The sequence below is a fragment of the Bradyrhizobium sp. USDA 4341 genome (assembly GCF_054063755.1).
In genome coordinates this window covers 348,482-364,642 of record NZ_JBSSGO010000002.1, presented here as the reverse complement: position 1 = coordinate 364,642, position 16,161 = coordinate 348,482, and the positions used below count along the sequence as shown (strand labels likewise).

Sequence of the window (16,161 nt, the reverse complement as noted above, 5' to 3'; positions counted from 1 at the left end):
TGGAAGTCCCGGCGCGCAACCTACGCGCCGTTGAGGAACTGGAGCGGATCGACCGGAGACGATCCCTTGCGAATTTCGAAGTGGAGCTGCGGCGAGCCCGCCTCGCCCGACTGGCCCGACTTGGCGATCACCTGGCCGCGCTTGATGGTATCGCCGCGCTTCACCAAAATTTCGCTCGTGTGGGCATAGGCGGTGACGTAGCCGTTGGAATGGCGAACCAGCACGAGATTGCCATAGCCCTTCAGCTCATTGCCCGAATAGGCAACGACGCCGTCTTCGGCCGCCTTCACCGGCGTGCCTTCGGGCACCGCGACGTTGATGCCGTCATTGACCTTGCCGTTGGTCTTCGAGCCGTAGGCGGTGATGACCTTGCCGCGCACCGGCCAGCGGAACGTCGGCAATGCGCCGGTGGCTTCGCTCGACTTGGTGACAACGGGCGCTTCTGCGGCGGCCGCCGGCTGTTCGACGGTCGCGGTCGGCTGAACCAGCCGCGCGCTCTGCTGCGGCAGCGCCGTCGCGACGACCTTCGGGGCCGCCATGGCCGGTGCCGGGGCAACCGCAACCGGTGCGGCAGCAACGCCTTGCGCAACCGGCGCCGGGGCCGCCATCGCAGTCTTGGCGCCCGGCACCACCAGCTTCATGCCGAGGCTCAGCCGGGCCGACTGATCGAGATTGTTGGCGCGGGCAAGCTCAGCCACGGGAATGTGGTGCTGGCGCGCGATGCTGTGCAGCGTGTCGCCGCGATTGACGTAGTGGACGCCGGCAGGCGCAGCTGCCACGGCAACGGGCCGGGTGGCCGGCGCGGCCATCGCCGGTGCTGCGGCGGCGGCCATCGGGCGCGGAATGACCAGCTGCTGGCCGGGCGACAGCGCGCGCGGTCCCTTGTAGCCATTGGCGCGCAGGATCTCGGCGGTCGAGACGTTGTAGCGGCGCGCCAGCAATTCGAGCGTATCGCTGGTGCCGACGATGATGGTGGTGCCGCTGTGTCCGGCGTGCGCAGCAGCGACCGATTGCGGAACGGTGCCGGTGGCCTCGATCTGCGGGCGCGCAGGCGGCGGCGTGTAGGACGAAAGCCCGCGCCCTCCTCCGGAGACGCCCGCGTTGGCGACCGGGTAGGACTGCGGCGCAGCAACCGGCGGCGGCAACGGCTGTGACTGGTACTGTGAATATTGCGGTTGCGTTCGTGGCCGCGCGTATTGCGGCAGCTCGCGCGGCGGCTGTGCCTGCACGGTGCCGGTCGGCTGCGGATCAAACGCAAACGGATTTTGCGAGTAGGAGTTTTGCGAGAAGCGCGACGACATGTCGGCGCTGCAACCGGCAAAAGCCATGGACATCAGCGTCAGCACCGCAACCTGCGGTACGCGACGCGAGCGAAGCAACTCGACAACCCCAGACATGGTTACTCACTCGTACGCAACAAAAGACTGTTTTGAGTAAACACCTCGCGAGTAAATAACCGCTTAACCCTGCGAATAAGGCGTTGGCGCCAAGCGGCAAATCGCCAAACTTACAATTCGCGGGCGATTCCCGGCAGCGCCGGCACAAAGCGAACGTCGACCAATTCCTTGCGGTCGAAGCCGCTCTGCGTCCGCACCACGCGGACCAGGGTCTGGGTACCCTGATGCGGCCCGACCGGGGCGATCAGGATGCCGCCCGGGTCGAGCCGCTCCAGCAGCTTCTCCGGGATTTGCTCCATCGCCGCGGTGACGATGATGCGGTCGAAATCGCCGGCCCCGGCCGGAACGTCGAAGCCGTCGCCGAGCAGCACCTCGATGTTGTAATAGCCCAGCTTTTCGAGGCGCTTGCGGGCACCGTCAGCCAGCGTCCGGTAGCGCTCGATGGTCAGAACCTGCTTGCACAGCCGGGACAGCACGGCCGCCTGATAGCCCGAACCGGTGCCGATCTCGAGCACGCGGTGGTCCTTCTGCAGCTGCAGCTGTTCGGTCATGTAGGCGACGACGAAAGGCTGGCTGATGGTCTGCCCGCAGGCGATCCCAAGCGCACTATCGCGGTAGGCCTCGTTGCGATCGCGCGGATCGACGAACACCTCGCGCGGCACCTCCTCCATGGTGCGCAATACCGCCTGATCGCTCACCCCTCGCCGCCGCAGGGTGAGCTGAAACATCATCTTCTCGGTCGGATCGGGCTTCACGGCCATGTTCATCAGCGTCTCTAGGCGGCAGCGCGGAATCTTGCCCTGGCTTGATGCCATTGAAATCCGAAATACCGCGTTAAGGAAAAATTTCCCGTCACCATTTGTTCCCGGTCAGGAACCAGCAGTCCGATTTCGTGTTGGCGCCAACACGGCAGCTTCCCATATAATCGACAGCGATGCGCGGTTAACGCCCAGGCGCGCGGGGGCTCTGGTTGTACGGTTTGCACCCGGTCGGAGACTGGACGAATCCTGCGCAACAAGTCAGTCAGAACGATCCGGCGACGCAGCGTCGCGTGCTGGAAACCGAGTAATTCCCTAACGTTTTCATTGCGCCTTATAGTGTTATTTGCGAGCCTATCTCAGGGACGGGCAAGGATTCCATCATGACAGCGACACGGCCGGCGGGCTGTTCAGTTTTCCTCGTGGAGGACGAGGTCATGATCCGGATGATGGTCGCCGACATGCTGGAAGAGCTCGGCCATAGCGTCGCGGCCGAGGCCGGCGAGATCGGCGAAGCGGTCAAGCTCGCGCAATCGACCGAATTCGACCTCGCGATCCTGGACGTCAACGTCAACGGCAAGGTGATCACCCCGGTCGCCGAGCTGATCAACGCCCGCAACCGCCCCTTCATCTTCGCGACCGGTTATGGCTCGTCCGGCCTGCCCCCGGAGTATCGCGATCGTCCGGCGCTGCAAAAGCCCTTCCAGCTGGAAACGCTGGCGCAGGTGATCTCCAGCGCGATGCGGAGCGCGCCGGTTTAAATCTCACCCGCATTCGTAGCCCGGATGCAGCGAAGCGCAATCCGGGACCGCTCTCTATGCGCTAAAGATCTCCCCGGATTTCGCTGCGCTTCATCCGGGCTACAGATTCCCCTGCATCACTTCAACGTCGCGGTCAGCGCTTCCGAAAATGCTTCATCGGTGCGGTCGAGCCGCAGCGGCGTCACCGAGACGTAGCGCGCGGCAAGCGCGGCGAGATCGGTGCCTTCGGCCGGCGCATCCATCATCGCCGCGCGCTCGAATCCGATCCAGAAATACGGATTGCCGCGTCCGTCGTGACGGCGATCGATCTTCAGGAAACCCTGATTGCGCTTGCCCTGCCGCGTGATCCGGATGCCCTTGACGTCGTCGGGCATGCAGGACGGGAAGTTGACATTGATGACGGTGTTCCGGGGAACGCCTGCGCCGATCACCTTGCGGATGATGTCGGGTCCGAATTTCAGCGCGGTCTCCCACAGCGGCGCGTTGCGCGTCTCGATCGAGAACTCCTGCGACAACGCAAATGACGGAAAGCCCAGGATGGTGCCTTCCAGCGCGCCGGCGATGGTGCCGGAATAGACCACGTCCTCGGCGACGTTGCGGCCCTTGTTGACGCCGCTCAGCACGAGATCGGGCAGCTTGTCTCCGAGGATGTGTCGCGCACCCATGATGACGCAATCGGTCGGCGTGCCGCGCACCGCGAAGTGGCGTGGGCTGACTTCGCGCAGACGCAGCGGATCGTTGAGCGACAGCGAATGCGAGACGCCGGACTGGTCGAGCTCGGGGGCGACGATCCAGACGTCGTCGGACAATGAGCGTGCGATCTGCTCGACGACCTGCAGGCCGGGGGCGTGGATGCCGTCATCATTGGTGCAGAGAATTCGCATCCGTCAAAGTGCCTCTTGTTCCGATTCGACGCCGGTTTCTTGAGTTGCGGTGTCTTGAGTTGATTGCCGTCTTAACCGGCTAGGGCCGCGGAGGCAAACCCGGCGCGTGCCATCGCGCCGACGTGACGCGCCACGGATGCACGAATCTACCGCTGCCGGCGATCTTGCGGTCGAACACCGGCCAGGCCGGTCGGGCTGACCGCCGGACAACCGTAACAGCTGGCGCCAGCACTGGCGCTTCGAGCTTCTTAGTCGGCACAGCCTGTCCCACTTCGGACGTGAGGGCCTTGGGCTTGAGGGGCTCCGTCTTCGCAGGCTCAGCTTTGGCGGGTTCGACCTTGGCAGCTTCAGGTTTGGGAGCTTCGGCCTTGGGCGATTCAACCTTGGGCGGTTCACCCCTCCGGGATTCGGGCTTGCGCGGCTCGGGAGTGACCGGAGCCGCCTGGAGAAGCTCGGGCCTCGGAGCCTTCGGAAGCTCCGATTTGGGGAGCTCGGATCGGACGGGTTCAACCTTGCGAGGCTCAAGCTTCGGCGCATCAGGCTTGGGCGTCTCGAGTTTGGGCGGTTCGGGCTTGGGCGGCCGCGCGGGCAGCTCTTCGGCCGGCTTTACGACGGGCGCGGCCGCAACCGATTTCGATTTCAGCCTCGCCAGCAGCTCCTCGATCGAGGGCACCGATTCCGCGTCAAGCGGAGCCCGCGGCGCGGCCGACGGTGTGGCCCGGACCGGAGGCGGCGACGACGCGGCGGGCGCGGGCAGATCGGCCGGCGCCAAGTGGCCGAACTTGCCGCGCGCGATCTCCAGCGCCCTGTCGAAGTCCGGCCTGTCGATCCAGGCCTTCGATTGCACCTCGGTCACGCGCGCTTCCCACAAACGCGCCGCCTCGATGTCGTAGTAGCCCATCTGCTTCTGATTGATCAGCTGCAGACCGTGGCCGGTAACGGCCCATTGTCGACCAAGCCAGTGGATGTCACGGTGGAGCGGCATCGCACTGGCCCTCGCCCTACATGCCGTGCTCGATGACTTTGAGACCGCCCATATAGGGCTGCAGCACATCGGGCACCGCGATCGAGCCGTCCTGCTGCTGGTAGGTCTCCATCACAGCGATCAAGGCGCGCCCGACTGCCGTGCCGGAGCCATTCAGCGTATGCACGAAGCGCGGCTTGCCGTCGGGGCCGCGATAGCGCGCGTCCATGCGGCGCGCCTGGAAATCCCCGCACACCGAGCAGCTCGAAATCTCGCGATAGGCACCGCCATCGCCCTGCCCCGGCATCCACACCTCGATGTCGTAGGTCTTCTGCGCGGAGAAGCCCATGTCGCCGGCGCACAGCGTCATCACGCGATAGTGCAAATCGAGTTTCTGCAGCACCTGCTCGGCGCAGGACAGCATGCGCTCGAGCTCATCCTTGCTGGCTTCCGGCGTCGTGATCGACACCAGTTCGACCTTCGTGAACTGGTGCTGGCGGATCATGCCGCGCGTATCGCGTCCCGCAGCTCCGGCTTCGGCGCGGAAGCACGGCGTCAGCGCGGTGAGCCGCATCGGCAGCTCTTTTTCGTCGAGGATGGATTCGCGCGCGAGGTTGGTCAGCGAGACTTCCGCGGTTGGAATCAAACCGAGGCGCTCGCTGCGCAGATCGGCATTCGGCGCCGCGAGCAATTCGCCCTTGATCGCCCAGAACTGATCGTCCTCGAATTTCGGCAACTGGCCGGTGCCGAACATCACGGCGTCGCGCACCAGCAGCGGCGGATTGATCTCGGCATAGCCGTGCTCGCCGGTGTGCAAATCGAGCATGAATTGCCCGATCGCGCGCTCGAGCCGCGCCAGTCCCTTCTTCAGCACCACGAAGCGGGCGCCGGACAATTTCGCCGCCGCCTCGAAATCCATATAGCCGAGCGCGGTGCCGAGATCATCATGCAGCTTCGGCGCAAAGCCGTAGTCGCGTTTCTTGCCGAACACATGGTGCTGGACGTTGCCGTGCTCGTCGGTACCGTCCGGCACCTCGTCGAGCGGCAAGTTCGGAATGGACGACAGCTCTTTCGTCAGCTCGTCGTCAAACGATTTCGCGGCAGCCTCGAGCTCCGGCATCGTGGTCTTGAGCTCGGCGACCTCGGCCATCAGCTTGGCCGCGCGCGCCTCGTCCTTTGCTTTCTTGGCGTCGCCGATCTCCTTCGAGGCCGCATTGCGCCGCGCCTGGGCCTGCTCCGACGCCAGGATCGCCGCACGGCGCTTCTCGTCGATCGCCAGCAGCGACAGCGACAGAGCCCCAAGTCCGCGGCGTTTCAGGCCGGCGTCGAAGGCTGTCGGGTTGTCGCGGATCGCTCTGATGTCGTGCATGGCGGGGAGTCCTAACGTCGCGCTTCAAGATAACGTTGCATGTCAACGTTTGCGGCGTGCCTCAACTAGCACAAGTGTCATCGCCCGCGAAGGCGGGCGATCCAGTATTCCAGAGACGTCAGTGCGTCGCCGAGAAGTCGCGGCGTACCGGATACCCCGCTTTCGCGGGGTATGACGCCCGGATCTGTGACGAAATCACCCTACTCGGCCGGATTTGTCGCCGACGGCGCGCTCGAGGTAGTGGCCTTCTTCTCCACGATCCCGACCGCGATGATGGCGCCCTCGTAGAGCAAGAGCAGCGGGATCGCGAGCGAGGCCTGGCTCAGCACATCGGGCGGCGTCAGCACGGCGGCGATGATGAAGGCGATCACGATGAAGTAGCGCCGCTTCTCCTTCAGCATCTTCGAGGTGACGATGCCGATGCGGCCGAGCAGCGTCAGGATCACCGGCAGCTGGAATGCGATGCCGAAGGCGAAGATCAGCGACATCATCAGCGAGAGATATTCGCCGACCTTGGGCAGCAACTGGATCTGCGCCGTCTCCGTGCCCGCCGACTGCTGCATGCCGAGCGAAAAGCGGGTCAGCATCGGGAAGACCACGAAATAGACCATCATCGCGCCAAGCACGAAGAACACCGGCGTCGCGATCAGATAAGGCAGGAACGCGTTGCGCTCATGCTTGTAGAGCCCGGGCGCCACGAACTTGTAGATCTGCGTCGCGACGATCGGAAACGAGATGAAGCCGGCGCCGAACAGAGCGAGCTTGAGCTGCGTCAGAAAATATTCGAGCAGCGCGGTATAGATGAATTTGGAATTTTCCGGCCCTGCCACCCAGATGAAGGGCCAGACCAGGACGTTGAATATCTGCTTGGCGAAGAAGAAGCAGATGATGAAGGCCACGCCGAAGCCGAGCAGCGCCTTGATCAGCCGCGAGCGCAGCTCGATCAAATGATCCATCAAGGGGGCCTTGCTGGCCTCGATATCTTCGGCGCTCATGACGCCCTCGCGTCCTTGAGCACGTCAGGCTGTGGCGGCGTCTCGTCCTGCGCAGGCGCCGGCTCGGGCTTCACCTCGCTGGTGATCGCGAGCGGCTCGCCGGCGGCAGCGTGCGTCTCGGCCTCGACGAAGGTTTCCGGTGTCGGCGGTGCGGGTGTTGTCGGAGTGACCGGTGCGTCGCTTGACGTCACCGGCGCGTCGATCGCAGAGGCGACCTGCGCGTCGACCGGCTTGTCGATCTGCAGGGCGTCGCTGACGTCCTTGTGCAGCGAGGTCATGATGTTGCCGCTGGTGATGCCGGTTGCGGCTTCCCTGACCTCGTCAAAACTCTTCTTGAGATCGGCCATCTCGGCCTCGCGCATGGCTTCCTGGAACTGGCCCTGGAATTCGGAGGCCATTTTCCTGGCCTTGCCCATCCATTGCCCGACCATGCGCAGCACGCCCGGCAGCTCTTTCGGGCCGATGGCGATCAGCGCGACGACCGCGATGACGACCAGTTCACTCCACCCGATATCGAACATGAATTGTTCCGCCTAAGCGCGCCGCCATCGGCCCCATTGGTCCTAGCAGGATCTGGGGCTGCCGGCGCCTTTTCTCAATCGGCGTCCATAGCGCTTCCGAGCAACGGCGTCACCGTTTCGCGCAAAGAAAAACGTCGAAATATGCGTCAGTACAGGCGCGTTAGACGGCCTTGCTGCCGACATCCTGGCGCGCGGCCGACGGCGCCGCATTGTGATCGAGCGCCTTGGTGGACTCCGGCTTGTCCGCGACCTTGTCGTCGTCCTGCATGCCCTTCTTGAAGGCCTTGATGCCTTGGGCGACGTCACCCATCAGGTCCGAAATCTTGCCGCGTCCGAACAGCAGCAGGACCACTGCGATCACGACGATCCAGTGCCAAATGCTAAGCGAACCCATCCTGCAACCCTCCAGAAATGGCCGGCGGACCGGCCTGAACTTTGCCGGAAGTTAGGCCCGCGGGGTGTCAAAAACAAGGACCTCGGCCGCGGCAAATCGCTGTCGCGGCTACGTAATATTGCTAGGCTTAACCGGGAATATTCCGGGCTATTCGCCCTTCTCCTCGGCGCCGTCGTCATCGCCCGCGTGGTCGATGCGCTCGTCTGGCTCATCAGCGTCAGGTTCGGCCGCGTCCGGTTCGGCCGTGTCCACCTCGGCGGCAACTTCCGCTTCGAGGTCCGTTTCGGCCTCGGCTGTCGTTTCGACCTCGGCCGCCCCAACCTCGGCCGCCTCGACCTCGGCAACCGCTTCGCTGTCGGTCTTCGGTTCCTCGGCTTCCGGCTCGACGGCCGGCGCGAGCAGCAGTTCCAGCGTGTCGCCGGGCTCGAGCGGCTCCTCGTCCTCCCGCAGCGTCGCATCATCCGATGGCGAGGGAACGGAAAAGCCGGTCGGCAGCCGCGAGTCGAGCAGGCCGGTGCCCTTCAGTTCCTCGAGTCCCGGCAGGTCGCCGAGCGCTTCCAGACTGAACTGCGACAGGAAGGCGTCGGTGGTTCCGAAGGTCAACGGACGGCCCGGCGTCTTGCGGCGGCCGCGCGGCCGGATCCAGCCGGTCTCCAGCAGCACGTCGATCGTTCCCTTCGACGTGACCACGCCGCGAATCTCTTCGATCTCGGCACGGGTCACCGGCTGGTGATAGGCGACGATCGACAGCACCTCGATCGCTGCACGCGACAGCTTCCGGGTCTCAGTGCTCTCGCGCGTCATCAGCCACGACAGATCGCCGGCGGTGCGGAACGTCCACTTGTTGGCGACCCGAACCAGGTTGACGCCGCGCGGCGCATATTCCGCCTGCAACTGTGCGAGCGCCACCTTGATATCGACGCCGTCGGGCATCCGCTTTGCCAGCGTTGCCTGATCGATCGGCTCGGCCGATGCGAACAACAGGGCTTCCAGGAGCCGCAATTCCTCAGGACGCGCTACCGGATGATCCATAGGAGAAACCTCCTCCTCGGGCTCGTCTCTGCGCACTTCCGCCAAGCTTGCCATGGGCTTGCTCTCCTTCTTCCACTTACTCAACCGACAGGTCCGGCGCAGCCATTGCGGCCTGCGCTTGACGCTTTCGGAAATAGATCGGCGCGAACGCCTGCTTCTGGTTGATTTCCATCTCGCCCTCGCGAACCAGTTCGAGGGCAGCAGCGAAGCTCGATGCGAACACCGTGGCCTTCTGCTTGGGATCGGCGACGTAGTTCATCAGGTACTCGTCGAGGCAGCTCCAGTCCTCGGCGAGGCCGACCAGCCGCTCCAGCGAGGCGCGCGCTTCCGCCAGCGACCACACCGTCCGCTTCGCCAGATGCACCGAGGTCAGCACGCGTGATGCGCGCTGCGTGGCATAGGCCGACAGCAGGTCGTACAGCGTCGCGGTGAACTTCGGATGCTTGATCTCGGCGATCGATTCCGGATTGCCGCGCGGAAAGATATCGCGCTGGAACTGCGGCCGGTTCATCAGCCGGTTCGCCGCCTCGCGGATCGCTTCCAGACGGCGCAGCCGGTTGGCGAGCGCGGTCGCCATCTCCTCGGCGCTCGGCCCCTCCGCGCTCGGCGGCTCGGGCAGCAAGAGCCGCGATTTCAGGAAGGCAAGCCAGGCCGCCATCACCAGATAGTCGGCCGCGAGTTCGAGGCGGATTTTGCGCGCGGCCTCGATGAACGAAAGATATTGGTCGGCGAGCGCAAGGATCGAAATCTTCGACAGGTCGACCTTCTGCTGCCGCGCCAGCGTCAACAGCAGGTCGAGCGGGCCCTCATAGCCCTCGACGTCGACCACCAGCGCCGGTTCGCCCTCGGCGAGGTCGGCGGGCCGCCCGGTCTCAAACGATAGAATTTCAGCGGTCATGCCGTCCCTACCCGATTCAACAACGCATCCAGTTCAGCCCGTGCCGCCTGCCGGTCGAGCGGTTCAGGCTGCTTCCGCGCGGCGAGCGTCGCCTTGGCTCGCTCAAGCGCCTTGCCGGCCAGTTCCGGCGTCTCCCGCGCGACCTCGCGCATTTCGTCGATATTGCCGTTGCAGTGCAGAACCATGTCGCAACCGGCGTTGACGATGGCGCGGGTCCGCTCGGCAATTGATCCGGCCAGCGCATTCATCGACACGTCATCACTCATCAACAAACCTTGGAACCCGATCAGGCCGCGAATCACCTGTTCGATGATTGTCGCAGAAGTCGTCGCCGGATGGACGGGGTCCAGCGCGCTAAACACAACATGTGCGGTCATCGCCATCGGCAGGTCCGCCAACGGGCGAAACGCGGCAAAATCGGTCCGTTCCAGCTCGTCTCTGGCGGTATCGACCGTCGGAAGCCGGAAATGGCTGTCCGCGGTGGCGCGGCCATGGCCGGGAATGTGCTTGAGAACCGGCAGCACGCCGCCCTGTTCCAGCCCGTCCGTGACCGCTCGCGCGATCGCCGCGACCTTGTCCGGTTCGGTTCCATAGGCCCGATTGCCGATCACCGCATCTGCGCCTGCCACCGGAACGTCAGCCAGGGGCAGGCAATCGACGGCAATTCCGAGGTCGATCAGGTCGGCCGCAATCAGCCGTGAGCTGAGCCGGGCCGCGGTCAGGCCGAGCTTCGGGTCGATGTCGTAGAGCGCGCTGAAGCTCGCGCCGGGCGGATAGACCGGCCAATGCGGCGGTCCGAGCCGCTGCACCCGCCCGCCCTCCTGGTCGATCAGGACCGGAGCATCGGCCATGCTGGCGGCTGACCTGAGTTCCTCAACAAGAGCTGCCACTTGGGCAGGACTCTCAATGTTGCGCTTGAACAGGATGAAGCCCCATGGCCGCTCGGCGCGAATGAATTCGCGTTCAGCGTCATTGAGGATCAGCCCGGATACGCCCGTGATGAATGCGCGGTTCGTCATTCGGCCGATTAGGCCGTATGCAGCTCACGGGTCAAGGAAACGGCCCTTAATTTCTTTGGATGAGGCACTGCGGCCCACCGGCCGACATCAGGCTCCGGCACACTTGGTTCGCCTCTTCCGACGACGCGAACGGGCCGGCAAAGGCGCGGTAGTAGACACCCTTCTCACCGAGATCGACGCGTTTCACCACCAAAGGCTGCGAACCGAGCACGTTGCGATACTTGCCCTGCAGCGTCCGATAGGACGACTGTGCGTCCGCCTCGTTCTTCTGCGACGACACCTGGACCAGATATCCGCCGCCGCCAACGGAGGCGGTCGTGTTAGATGCAACCCGGGTCGGAGGCGCGGCCGTGGCAGCGTCAGCCTGCCCGGGAACCAGCGCCATTGGCGCGTTCACGCTGGCATTGGCTGCGGCCGGGTTACCGCGCGACACCGGGGGCTTCGCAGCGGCCGCAGGTTTGGCCGGCGCGGCGGCCGCGGCCTGCGCGCCATCGGGCGAATCGCCCTTGACGGCGAGCGTGCGAACCCTGCGCGGCTCGTTGTTCGGCAGCGTCCCGTTCGCGCTGATCGGCGCCGGCGCGGGCTGCGCCGTCTGCACGCTGGCGGCCGGCGGCGGATTCGCATTCGCATTCAGCGGCGGAAACACGACGCGCGGTCCGGCGGTCTTCGAATTGACGTCGACCGGGGTCTCTTCGCGCGACACGATCTTCTCGGTGCCGTCACCCGCTGCCATGCGATCCGGCGTCTTGGCCGGCGCATCGGCCTGGGCCGGGATCACCTTGGTCGGCGTGTTGTCGGCCTTGATGATCGGCGGCTCACCGCTGCGGGGCGAGCCGACATAGGTCCGGTAGGCGTACGCGCCACCGACGCCGAACACGCCAAGCGCCAGGACCGCAGCGATCGTTATCAGGCCGCTGCTCCGCCGGCGCGGTTCAGGCTCTTCTTCGTCGGCCTCATACGCATAGGGATCGTCCGGATAGGATGGATCGCGCTGCAGATCCTGTTCGCCGGCTTCCAGCTGGCCGTACAGCGCATCGTCATAGCGCGACGGATCGTGGCCCTGTTCGTCACTCTGATAGGGCGGCTCGTCGTCAAAGGCCTCTGGCTGTCGCGGCGGCTCGACGGGCCGATAGGTTGCGACCGGTTCGGGCGCAGGCGGCTGCGCCTGCTGGGCCGCATAGCGGTGCAACGGATGCACCGGCTTCGGCTGGTAGTCCTGTTCGGGCTCTTCGTACTCGGTGTGCTGCACGGGCGGCGGAGCGACGGTCTCCTGCCGCGCGCGCTGCATCCAGGGCGGCGGGCCCGCGGGCGTCGCATCCTCGTCCTCGGCCTGCGGATCATATTGTTGCGGCCGCACATTGGCGCGCGACTGCAGCGGACGCGGCGCCGGCTTGTTCGCGGCGCCGAATGGATCCGTCTGACCGATCAGCCGGGCCAGTTCGGCGAGCGGATCGCTTTCGGCCTTGGGTGCCGCGTCGGTGGAAAAATGTCGGTCCTGATATCGATCAGCCATCGTGATGATGCATCCCCTTCGGGACAGCGCCAAGATCGCCGGCACAGCCGGTCCGAACGAGTTGGCCCCTGCCAGATGCCCTCACAAATCCCCACTCGTGAGGGCCTAATGCCCCTGCCTACCGCATCTCGGTTGGAGCGTGGACGCCTAGAACAGCTAAGCCCGATGCCAGAACCGAGACGACGCCCTGAACCATTGCCAGTCGCGCCCTCGTGATCTCTGCATCATTATTGATAATGAAGCGTAAATAGGGCAAATCGCGCCCCTTGGTCCACAGCGCATGAAATTCACTGGCCAAATCATATAGATAAAAAGCGATTCGGTGCGGCTCGTGGGCCACCGCGGCAGCTTCGATCATCCGCGGATACAGCGCAAGCTGCTTAAGCAGGTCGAGCTCGGCCGGATCGGTCAGCCGCTCGACCGCGGCGTTCCGCAGATAGGCCAGCCGGGACTCGTCGGTCTCGGGCAGATCGGGAACCGCCTCCTCCCGCGCATTGCGGAAGATCGAATGGCCGCGGGCGTGACCGTACTGGACGTAGAAGACGGCATTGTCCTTTGACTGCTCGATCACCTTGGCGAGATCGAAATCGAGCACCGCGTCGTTCTTGCGGAACAGCATCATGAACCGGACCGCGTCCGAGCCGACCTCGTCGACCACCTCGCGCAGCGTGACGAATTCGCCGGAGCGTTTCGACATCTTCACCGGCTCGCCGTCGCGCAGCAGCTTGACGAGCTGCACGATCTTGACGTCGAGCGTGGCTTTGCCGGCGGTCACCGCCTTCACCGCCGCCTGCATCCGCTTGATGTAGCCACCGTGGTCGGCGCCGAACACGTCAATCAGGTTGGTGAAGCCACGTTCGAACTTGTTGCGGTGGTTGGCGATATCGGACGCGAAATAGGTGTACGAGCCGTCCGACTTGATCAGCGGACGATCGACATCGTCACCATAGGCAGTGGCGCGGAACAGCGACTGCTCACGATCCTCGTAGTCCTCGACCGGCTTGCCCTTCGGCGGCGGCAGGCGGCCCTCGTAGATGTCACCCTTGGCGCGCAGGAAATCGATCGTCTCGGCGACCTTGTTGTTGCCCGATGTAATCAGCGAGCGCTCGGAGAAGAACACGTCGTGGTGGATGTTGAGCGCGGCGAGATCGCCCTTGATCATCTCCATCATCATGGCGATCGCCTTGTCGCGCACGATCGGCAGCCACGCGGCTTCCGTCATGTCGAGCAGCTTCTCGCCGTATTCCTTGGCAAGCGCCGCGCCGACCGGTACGAGGTAGTCGCCGGGATAGAGCCCTTCCGGGATCGCGCCGATGTCCTGACCGAGCGCCTCACGGTAACGCAGGAACGCCGAGCGCGCGAGCACGTCGACCTGGGCGCCGGCGTCGTTGATGTAATATTCGCGGCAGACATCGAAGCCCGCGAATTGCAGCAGGCTGCACAGCGCATCGCCGAACACGGCGCCGCGGCAATGGCCGACATGCATCGGCCCGGTCGGGTTCGCCGAGACGTATTCGACATTGACCTTCTCGGCCTTGCCGATGTCGCTGCGCCCATAGGCTGAGCCGGCGGCCAGCACGGCGCGCAGCGCGTCCGCCCAGACCTGCGGCTTCAAGGTCAGGTTGATGAAGCCGGGCCCGGCGACGTCGACGGACTCGACCAGCGCATCGGCACGCAACCGCTCGGCGATCTTGTCGGCGAGCTCGCGCGGCTTGGCCTTGGCCTCCTTGGCGAGCACCATCGCGGCATTGGTCGCCATGTCGCCGTGGCTGGCATCGCGCGGCGGCTCGACCACGACGCGGGACAGATCGATGCCCGCGGGCCAGTTGTCCTCGGCAGCGACAGCGGCACAGATCGCGTGCACGCGCGCCAGCATGTCGGCAAAAAGGTGTGGTGTCGCAGGGGTGTCGGCCATGGCAGGGCGCTAACGCAAATCCGGGGTCGAGTCAAAAAGCCTTTGATGCTCGATCAGGGCGAAACGGTCGGTCATCCCGGCAATGAAATTGCCGATCCGCCTGTTCCGCGCGCTGCCGGTCTCCTGCACGTTCCCCTCGATCCATTCCGCCGGCAGGTCGCCCGGCGATTGCCGGTAGCGCTCATAGAGATTGCGGACCACCTGCTCCGCCTCCCGCATGACCAGCATCACCCGCGGGTGGCGATACATCCGCCGGAACAGGAACGCCTTGATCGCCGCCTCCTGCTCGGCCACTTCGGGCGGAAACGCGATCAGCGGCGCGTTGTGGTGGCGCACGTCCTGGGCCGATTGCGGCCGTGCGACCGCGAGGCGCCGGGTCGCCTCGTTGAAGACAGCGCTGATGAAATGTGAGATCAGCTCACGCACCAGTTCGGCGCCGCGCCGGACCTCGTCGAGCCCGGGGTAATGGCGGTCGATCTCGGCGATGATCTCTGATGTCAGCGGCATCTCCTTGAGGTCGTCGACCGCAAACAGGCCGGCGCGCAGACCGTCGTCGATATCGTGAGCATCATAGGCGATGTCGTCGGCGAAGGCCGCGATCTGCGCCTCGAGCGAGGCATAGCTCCAGAGCTCGAGATCGTAGGTCTGGTTGTAGTCGGCGATCCCGATCGGGATGCCGCTGTCGAGATAGCGGCCGCTAGGTGCGCCGCTGCGTTCGGTCAGCGGCCCGTTGTGCTTGACTATACCCTCGAGCGATTCCCAGGTCAGGTTCAGCCCGCCGAACTCGGGATAGCGATGCTCCAGCGAGGTGACGACCCGCAACGCCTGCGCATTGTGGTCGAAGCCGCCATCATCCTTGAGGCATTCGTCGAGCGCCCGCTCCCCGGCATGGCCGAACGGCGGATGGCCGAGATCGTGCGCCAGCGCCAGCGTCTCGGTCAGATCCTCGTCAACCCCAAGCTGACGCGCCAGCGCGCGGGCGATCTGGGCGACCTCCAGCGAATGGGTCAGCCTGGTGCGGTAATGATCGCCCTCATGGAAGACGAAGACCTGGGTCTTGTGCTTGAGGCGGCGGAACGCGGTCGAATGGATCACCCGGTCGCAGTCGCGCCGGAACGGGCTGCGGGTCCGGCTCGGCGGCTCCACGACAAGCCGGCCGCGGCTGCGGTCGGGATCGCAGGCATAAGGCGCACGGGGGGCAGCCATTCCGACCGACACGATATTTTAGTCCTTATCCATTTGATTCCATGGTCCGACGCACTTAACTATGACTGACGCGGCCGACCAAATGAATTGGGCATGACGCCGAGCATGATCCGATCAAACCATGCTCAAATAGGGTTTCGGAGACCGATATGACTGCTGCCATCACCGTCAGCGAACGGGCCGCCCGCCGGATCGGACAGATCCTCAGCAAGGAAGGCGACGGCGCCAAGCTGCGCATTTCGGTCGAGGGCGGCGGCTGCTCCGGTTTCCAGTACAAGTTCGACGTTGAGCGCACCCAAGCCGATGACGACCTCGTGATCGAGCGCGACAGCGCCGTGGTGCTGATCGACCCCGCCTCGGTCCCGTTCCTCGCGGGTTCGGAAGTCGACTTCGTCGATGACCTGATCGGCGCCTCGTTCCGCGTCGTCAATCCGAACGCCACCGCGTCCTGCGGCTGCGGCACCAGCTTCTCGATCTAACGCTTCCTTGCCCGACGCGGCTGCTCCACGCGAACCGGTGACCGGTTCGCCGGAAA

The 16,161-nt window shown here is 64.8% G+C and carries 16 protein-coding genes; 2 read left to right on the top strand and 14 right to left on the bottom strand.

The genetic code is table 11. From position 1 onward, the window contains the following. Positions 1–20 precede the first annotated feature (20 nt). Both ACVIGB_RS07440 and ACVIGB_RS07435 read right to left on the bottom strand, forming a co-directional pair. Positions 21–1,397, bottom strand: coding sequence for a peptidoglycan DD-metalloendopeptidase family protein (locus tag ACVIGB_RS07440; RefSeq protein WP_456723201.1), 1,377 nt, complete (start codon positions 1,395–1,397; stop codon positions 21–23). A gap of 110 nt (positions 1,398–1,507) precedes the next feature. Further along, complete coding sequence (locus ACVIGB_RS07435) at positions 1,508–2,164, bottom strand: protein-L-isoaspartate(D-aspartate) O-methyltransferase (RefSeq protein ID WP_456723202.1); 657 nt, start codon at positions 2,162–2,164, stop codon at positions 1,508–1,510. 374 nt (positions 2,165–2,538) lie between these two features. Here ACVIGB_RS07435 and ACVIGB_RS07430 point away from each other — a divergent pair, with 374 nt between their 5' ends. Next, the gene (locus ACVIGB_RS07430) at positions 2,539–2,916 is read left to right on the top strand and encodes a response regulator (protein ID WP_083991871.1); all 378 of its coding nucleotides are present in this window, start codon (positions 2,539–2,541) and stop codon (positions 2,914–2,916) included. A 116-nt stretch (positions 2,917–3,032) separates the two neighbouring features. Here ACVIGB_RS07430 and surE read toward each other — a convergent pair whose 3' ends face one another. From surE to ACVIGB_RS07370, 12 genes are all read right to left on the bottom strand, one after another. Beyond that, entirely contained in the window at positions 3,033–3,800 is a 768-nt protein-coding gene (surE, locus tag ACVIGB_RS07425) for a 5'/3'-nucleotidase SurE (RefSeq protein ID WP_092113995.1), read from the bottom strand. Positions 3,801–3,879: 79 nt separating this feature from the next. After that, entirely contained in the window at positions 3,880–4,701 is an 822-nt protein-coding gene (locus ACVIGB_RS07420; RefSeq protein ID WP_456723203.1) for a hypothetical protein, read from the bottom strand. Between the two features lie 100 nt (positions 4,702–4,801). Continuing rightward, complete coding sequence (serS, locus tag ACVIGB_RS07415) at positions 4,802–6,133, bottom strand: serine--tRNA ligase (protein WP_456723204.1); 1,332 nt, start codon at positions 6,131–6,133, stop codon at positions 4,802–4,804. A gap of 200 nt (positions 6,134–6,333) precedes the next feature. Further along, the gene (tatC, locus tag ACVIGB_RS07410) at positions 6,334–7,128 is read right to left on the bottom strand and encodes a twin-arginine translocase subunit TatC (protein WP_092113989.1); all 795 of its coding nucleotides are present in this window, start codon (positions 7,126–7,128) and stop codon (positions 6,334–6,336) included. Beyond that, on the bottom strand, positions 7,125–7,649 hold the full coding sequence (gene tatB / locus ACVIGB_RS07405; RefSeq protein WP_456723205.1) for a Sec-independent protein translocase protein TatB: 525 nt from the start codon (positions 7,647–7,649) through the stop codon (positions 7,125–7,127). Before tatB ends, tatC begins: the two co-directional genes overlap by 4 nt. Before the next feature lie 160 nt (positions 7,650–7,809). Beyond that, a complete protein-coding gene (locus tag ACVIGB_RS07400) occupies positions 7,810–8,043 on the bottom strand; it encodes a twin-arginine translocase TatA/TatE family subunit (protein WP_456723206.1) in 234 nt (77 codons plus the stop codon). Positions 8,044–8,190: 147 nt separating this feature from the next. Beyond that, positions 8,191–9,075: an SMC-Scp complex subunit ScpB gene (scpB, locus tag ACVIGB_RS07395; protein WP_456749123.1), complete on the bottom strand. Its 885-nt coding sequence runs from the start codon at positions 9,073–9,075 to the stop codon at positions 8,191–8,193. 76 nt (positions 9,076–9,151) lie between these two features. Further along, positions 9,152–9,973 (bottom strand): segregation and condensation protein A, encoded by an 822-nt coding sequence (locus tag ACVIGB_RS07390; protein ID WP_092113984.1) that lies wholly within the window; start codon positions 9,971–9,973, stop codon positions 9,152–9,154. After that, the gene (gene nagZ / locus ACVIGB_RS07385) at positions 9,970–10,992 is read right to left on the bottom strand and encodes a beta-N-acetylhexosaminidase (protein ID WP_456723208.1); all 1,023 of its coding nucleotides are present in this window, start codon (positions 10,990–10,992) and stop codon (positions 9,970–9,972) included. The genes ACVIGB_RS07390 and nagZ overlap by 4 nt, the downstream gene beginning before the upstream one ends. 46 nt (positions 10,993–11,038) lie before the next feature. Continuing rightward, complete coding sequence (locus ACVIGB_RS07380; protein ID WP_456723209.1) at positions 11,039–12,505, bottom strand: SPOR domain-containing protein; 1,467 nt, start codon at positions 12,503–12,505, stop codon at positions 11,039–11,041. A gap of 118 nt (positions 12,506–12,623) precedes the next feature. Continuing rightward, positions 12,624–14,420, bottom strand: coding sequence for an arginine--tRNA ligase (argS, locus tag ACVIGB_RS07375; protein ID WP_456723210.1), 1,797 nt, complete (start codon positions 14,418–14,420; stop codon positions 12,624–12,626). 9 nt (positions 14,421–14,429) lie between these two features. Then, on the bottom strand, positions 14,430–15,638 hold the full coding sequence (locus tag ACVIGB_RS07370; protein ID WP_456723211.1) for a deoxyguanosinetriphosphate triphosphohydrolase: 1,209 nt from the start codon (positions 15,636–15,638) through the stop codon (positions 14,430–14,432). Between the two features lie 137 nt (positions 15,639–15,775). Here ACVIGB_RS07370 and erpA point away from each other — a divergent pair, with 137 nt between their 5' ends. Next, on the top strand, positions 15,776–16,105 hold the full coding sequence (gene erpA / locus ACVIGB_RS07365) for an iron-sulfur cluster insertion protein ErpA (protein ID WP_021081206.1): 330 nt from the start codon (positions 15,776–15,778) through the stop codon (positions 16,103–16,105). The last annotated feature ends 56 nt before the right edge of the window (positions 16,106–16,161 follow it).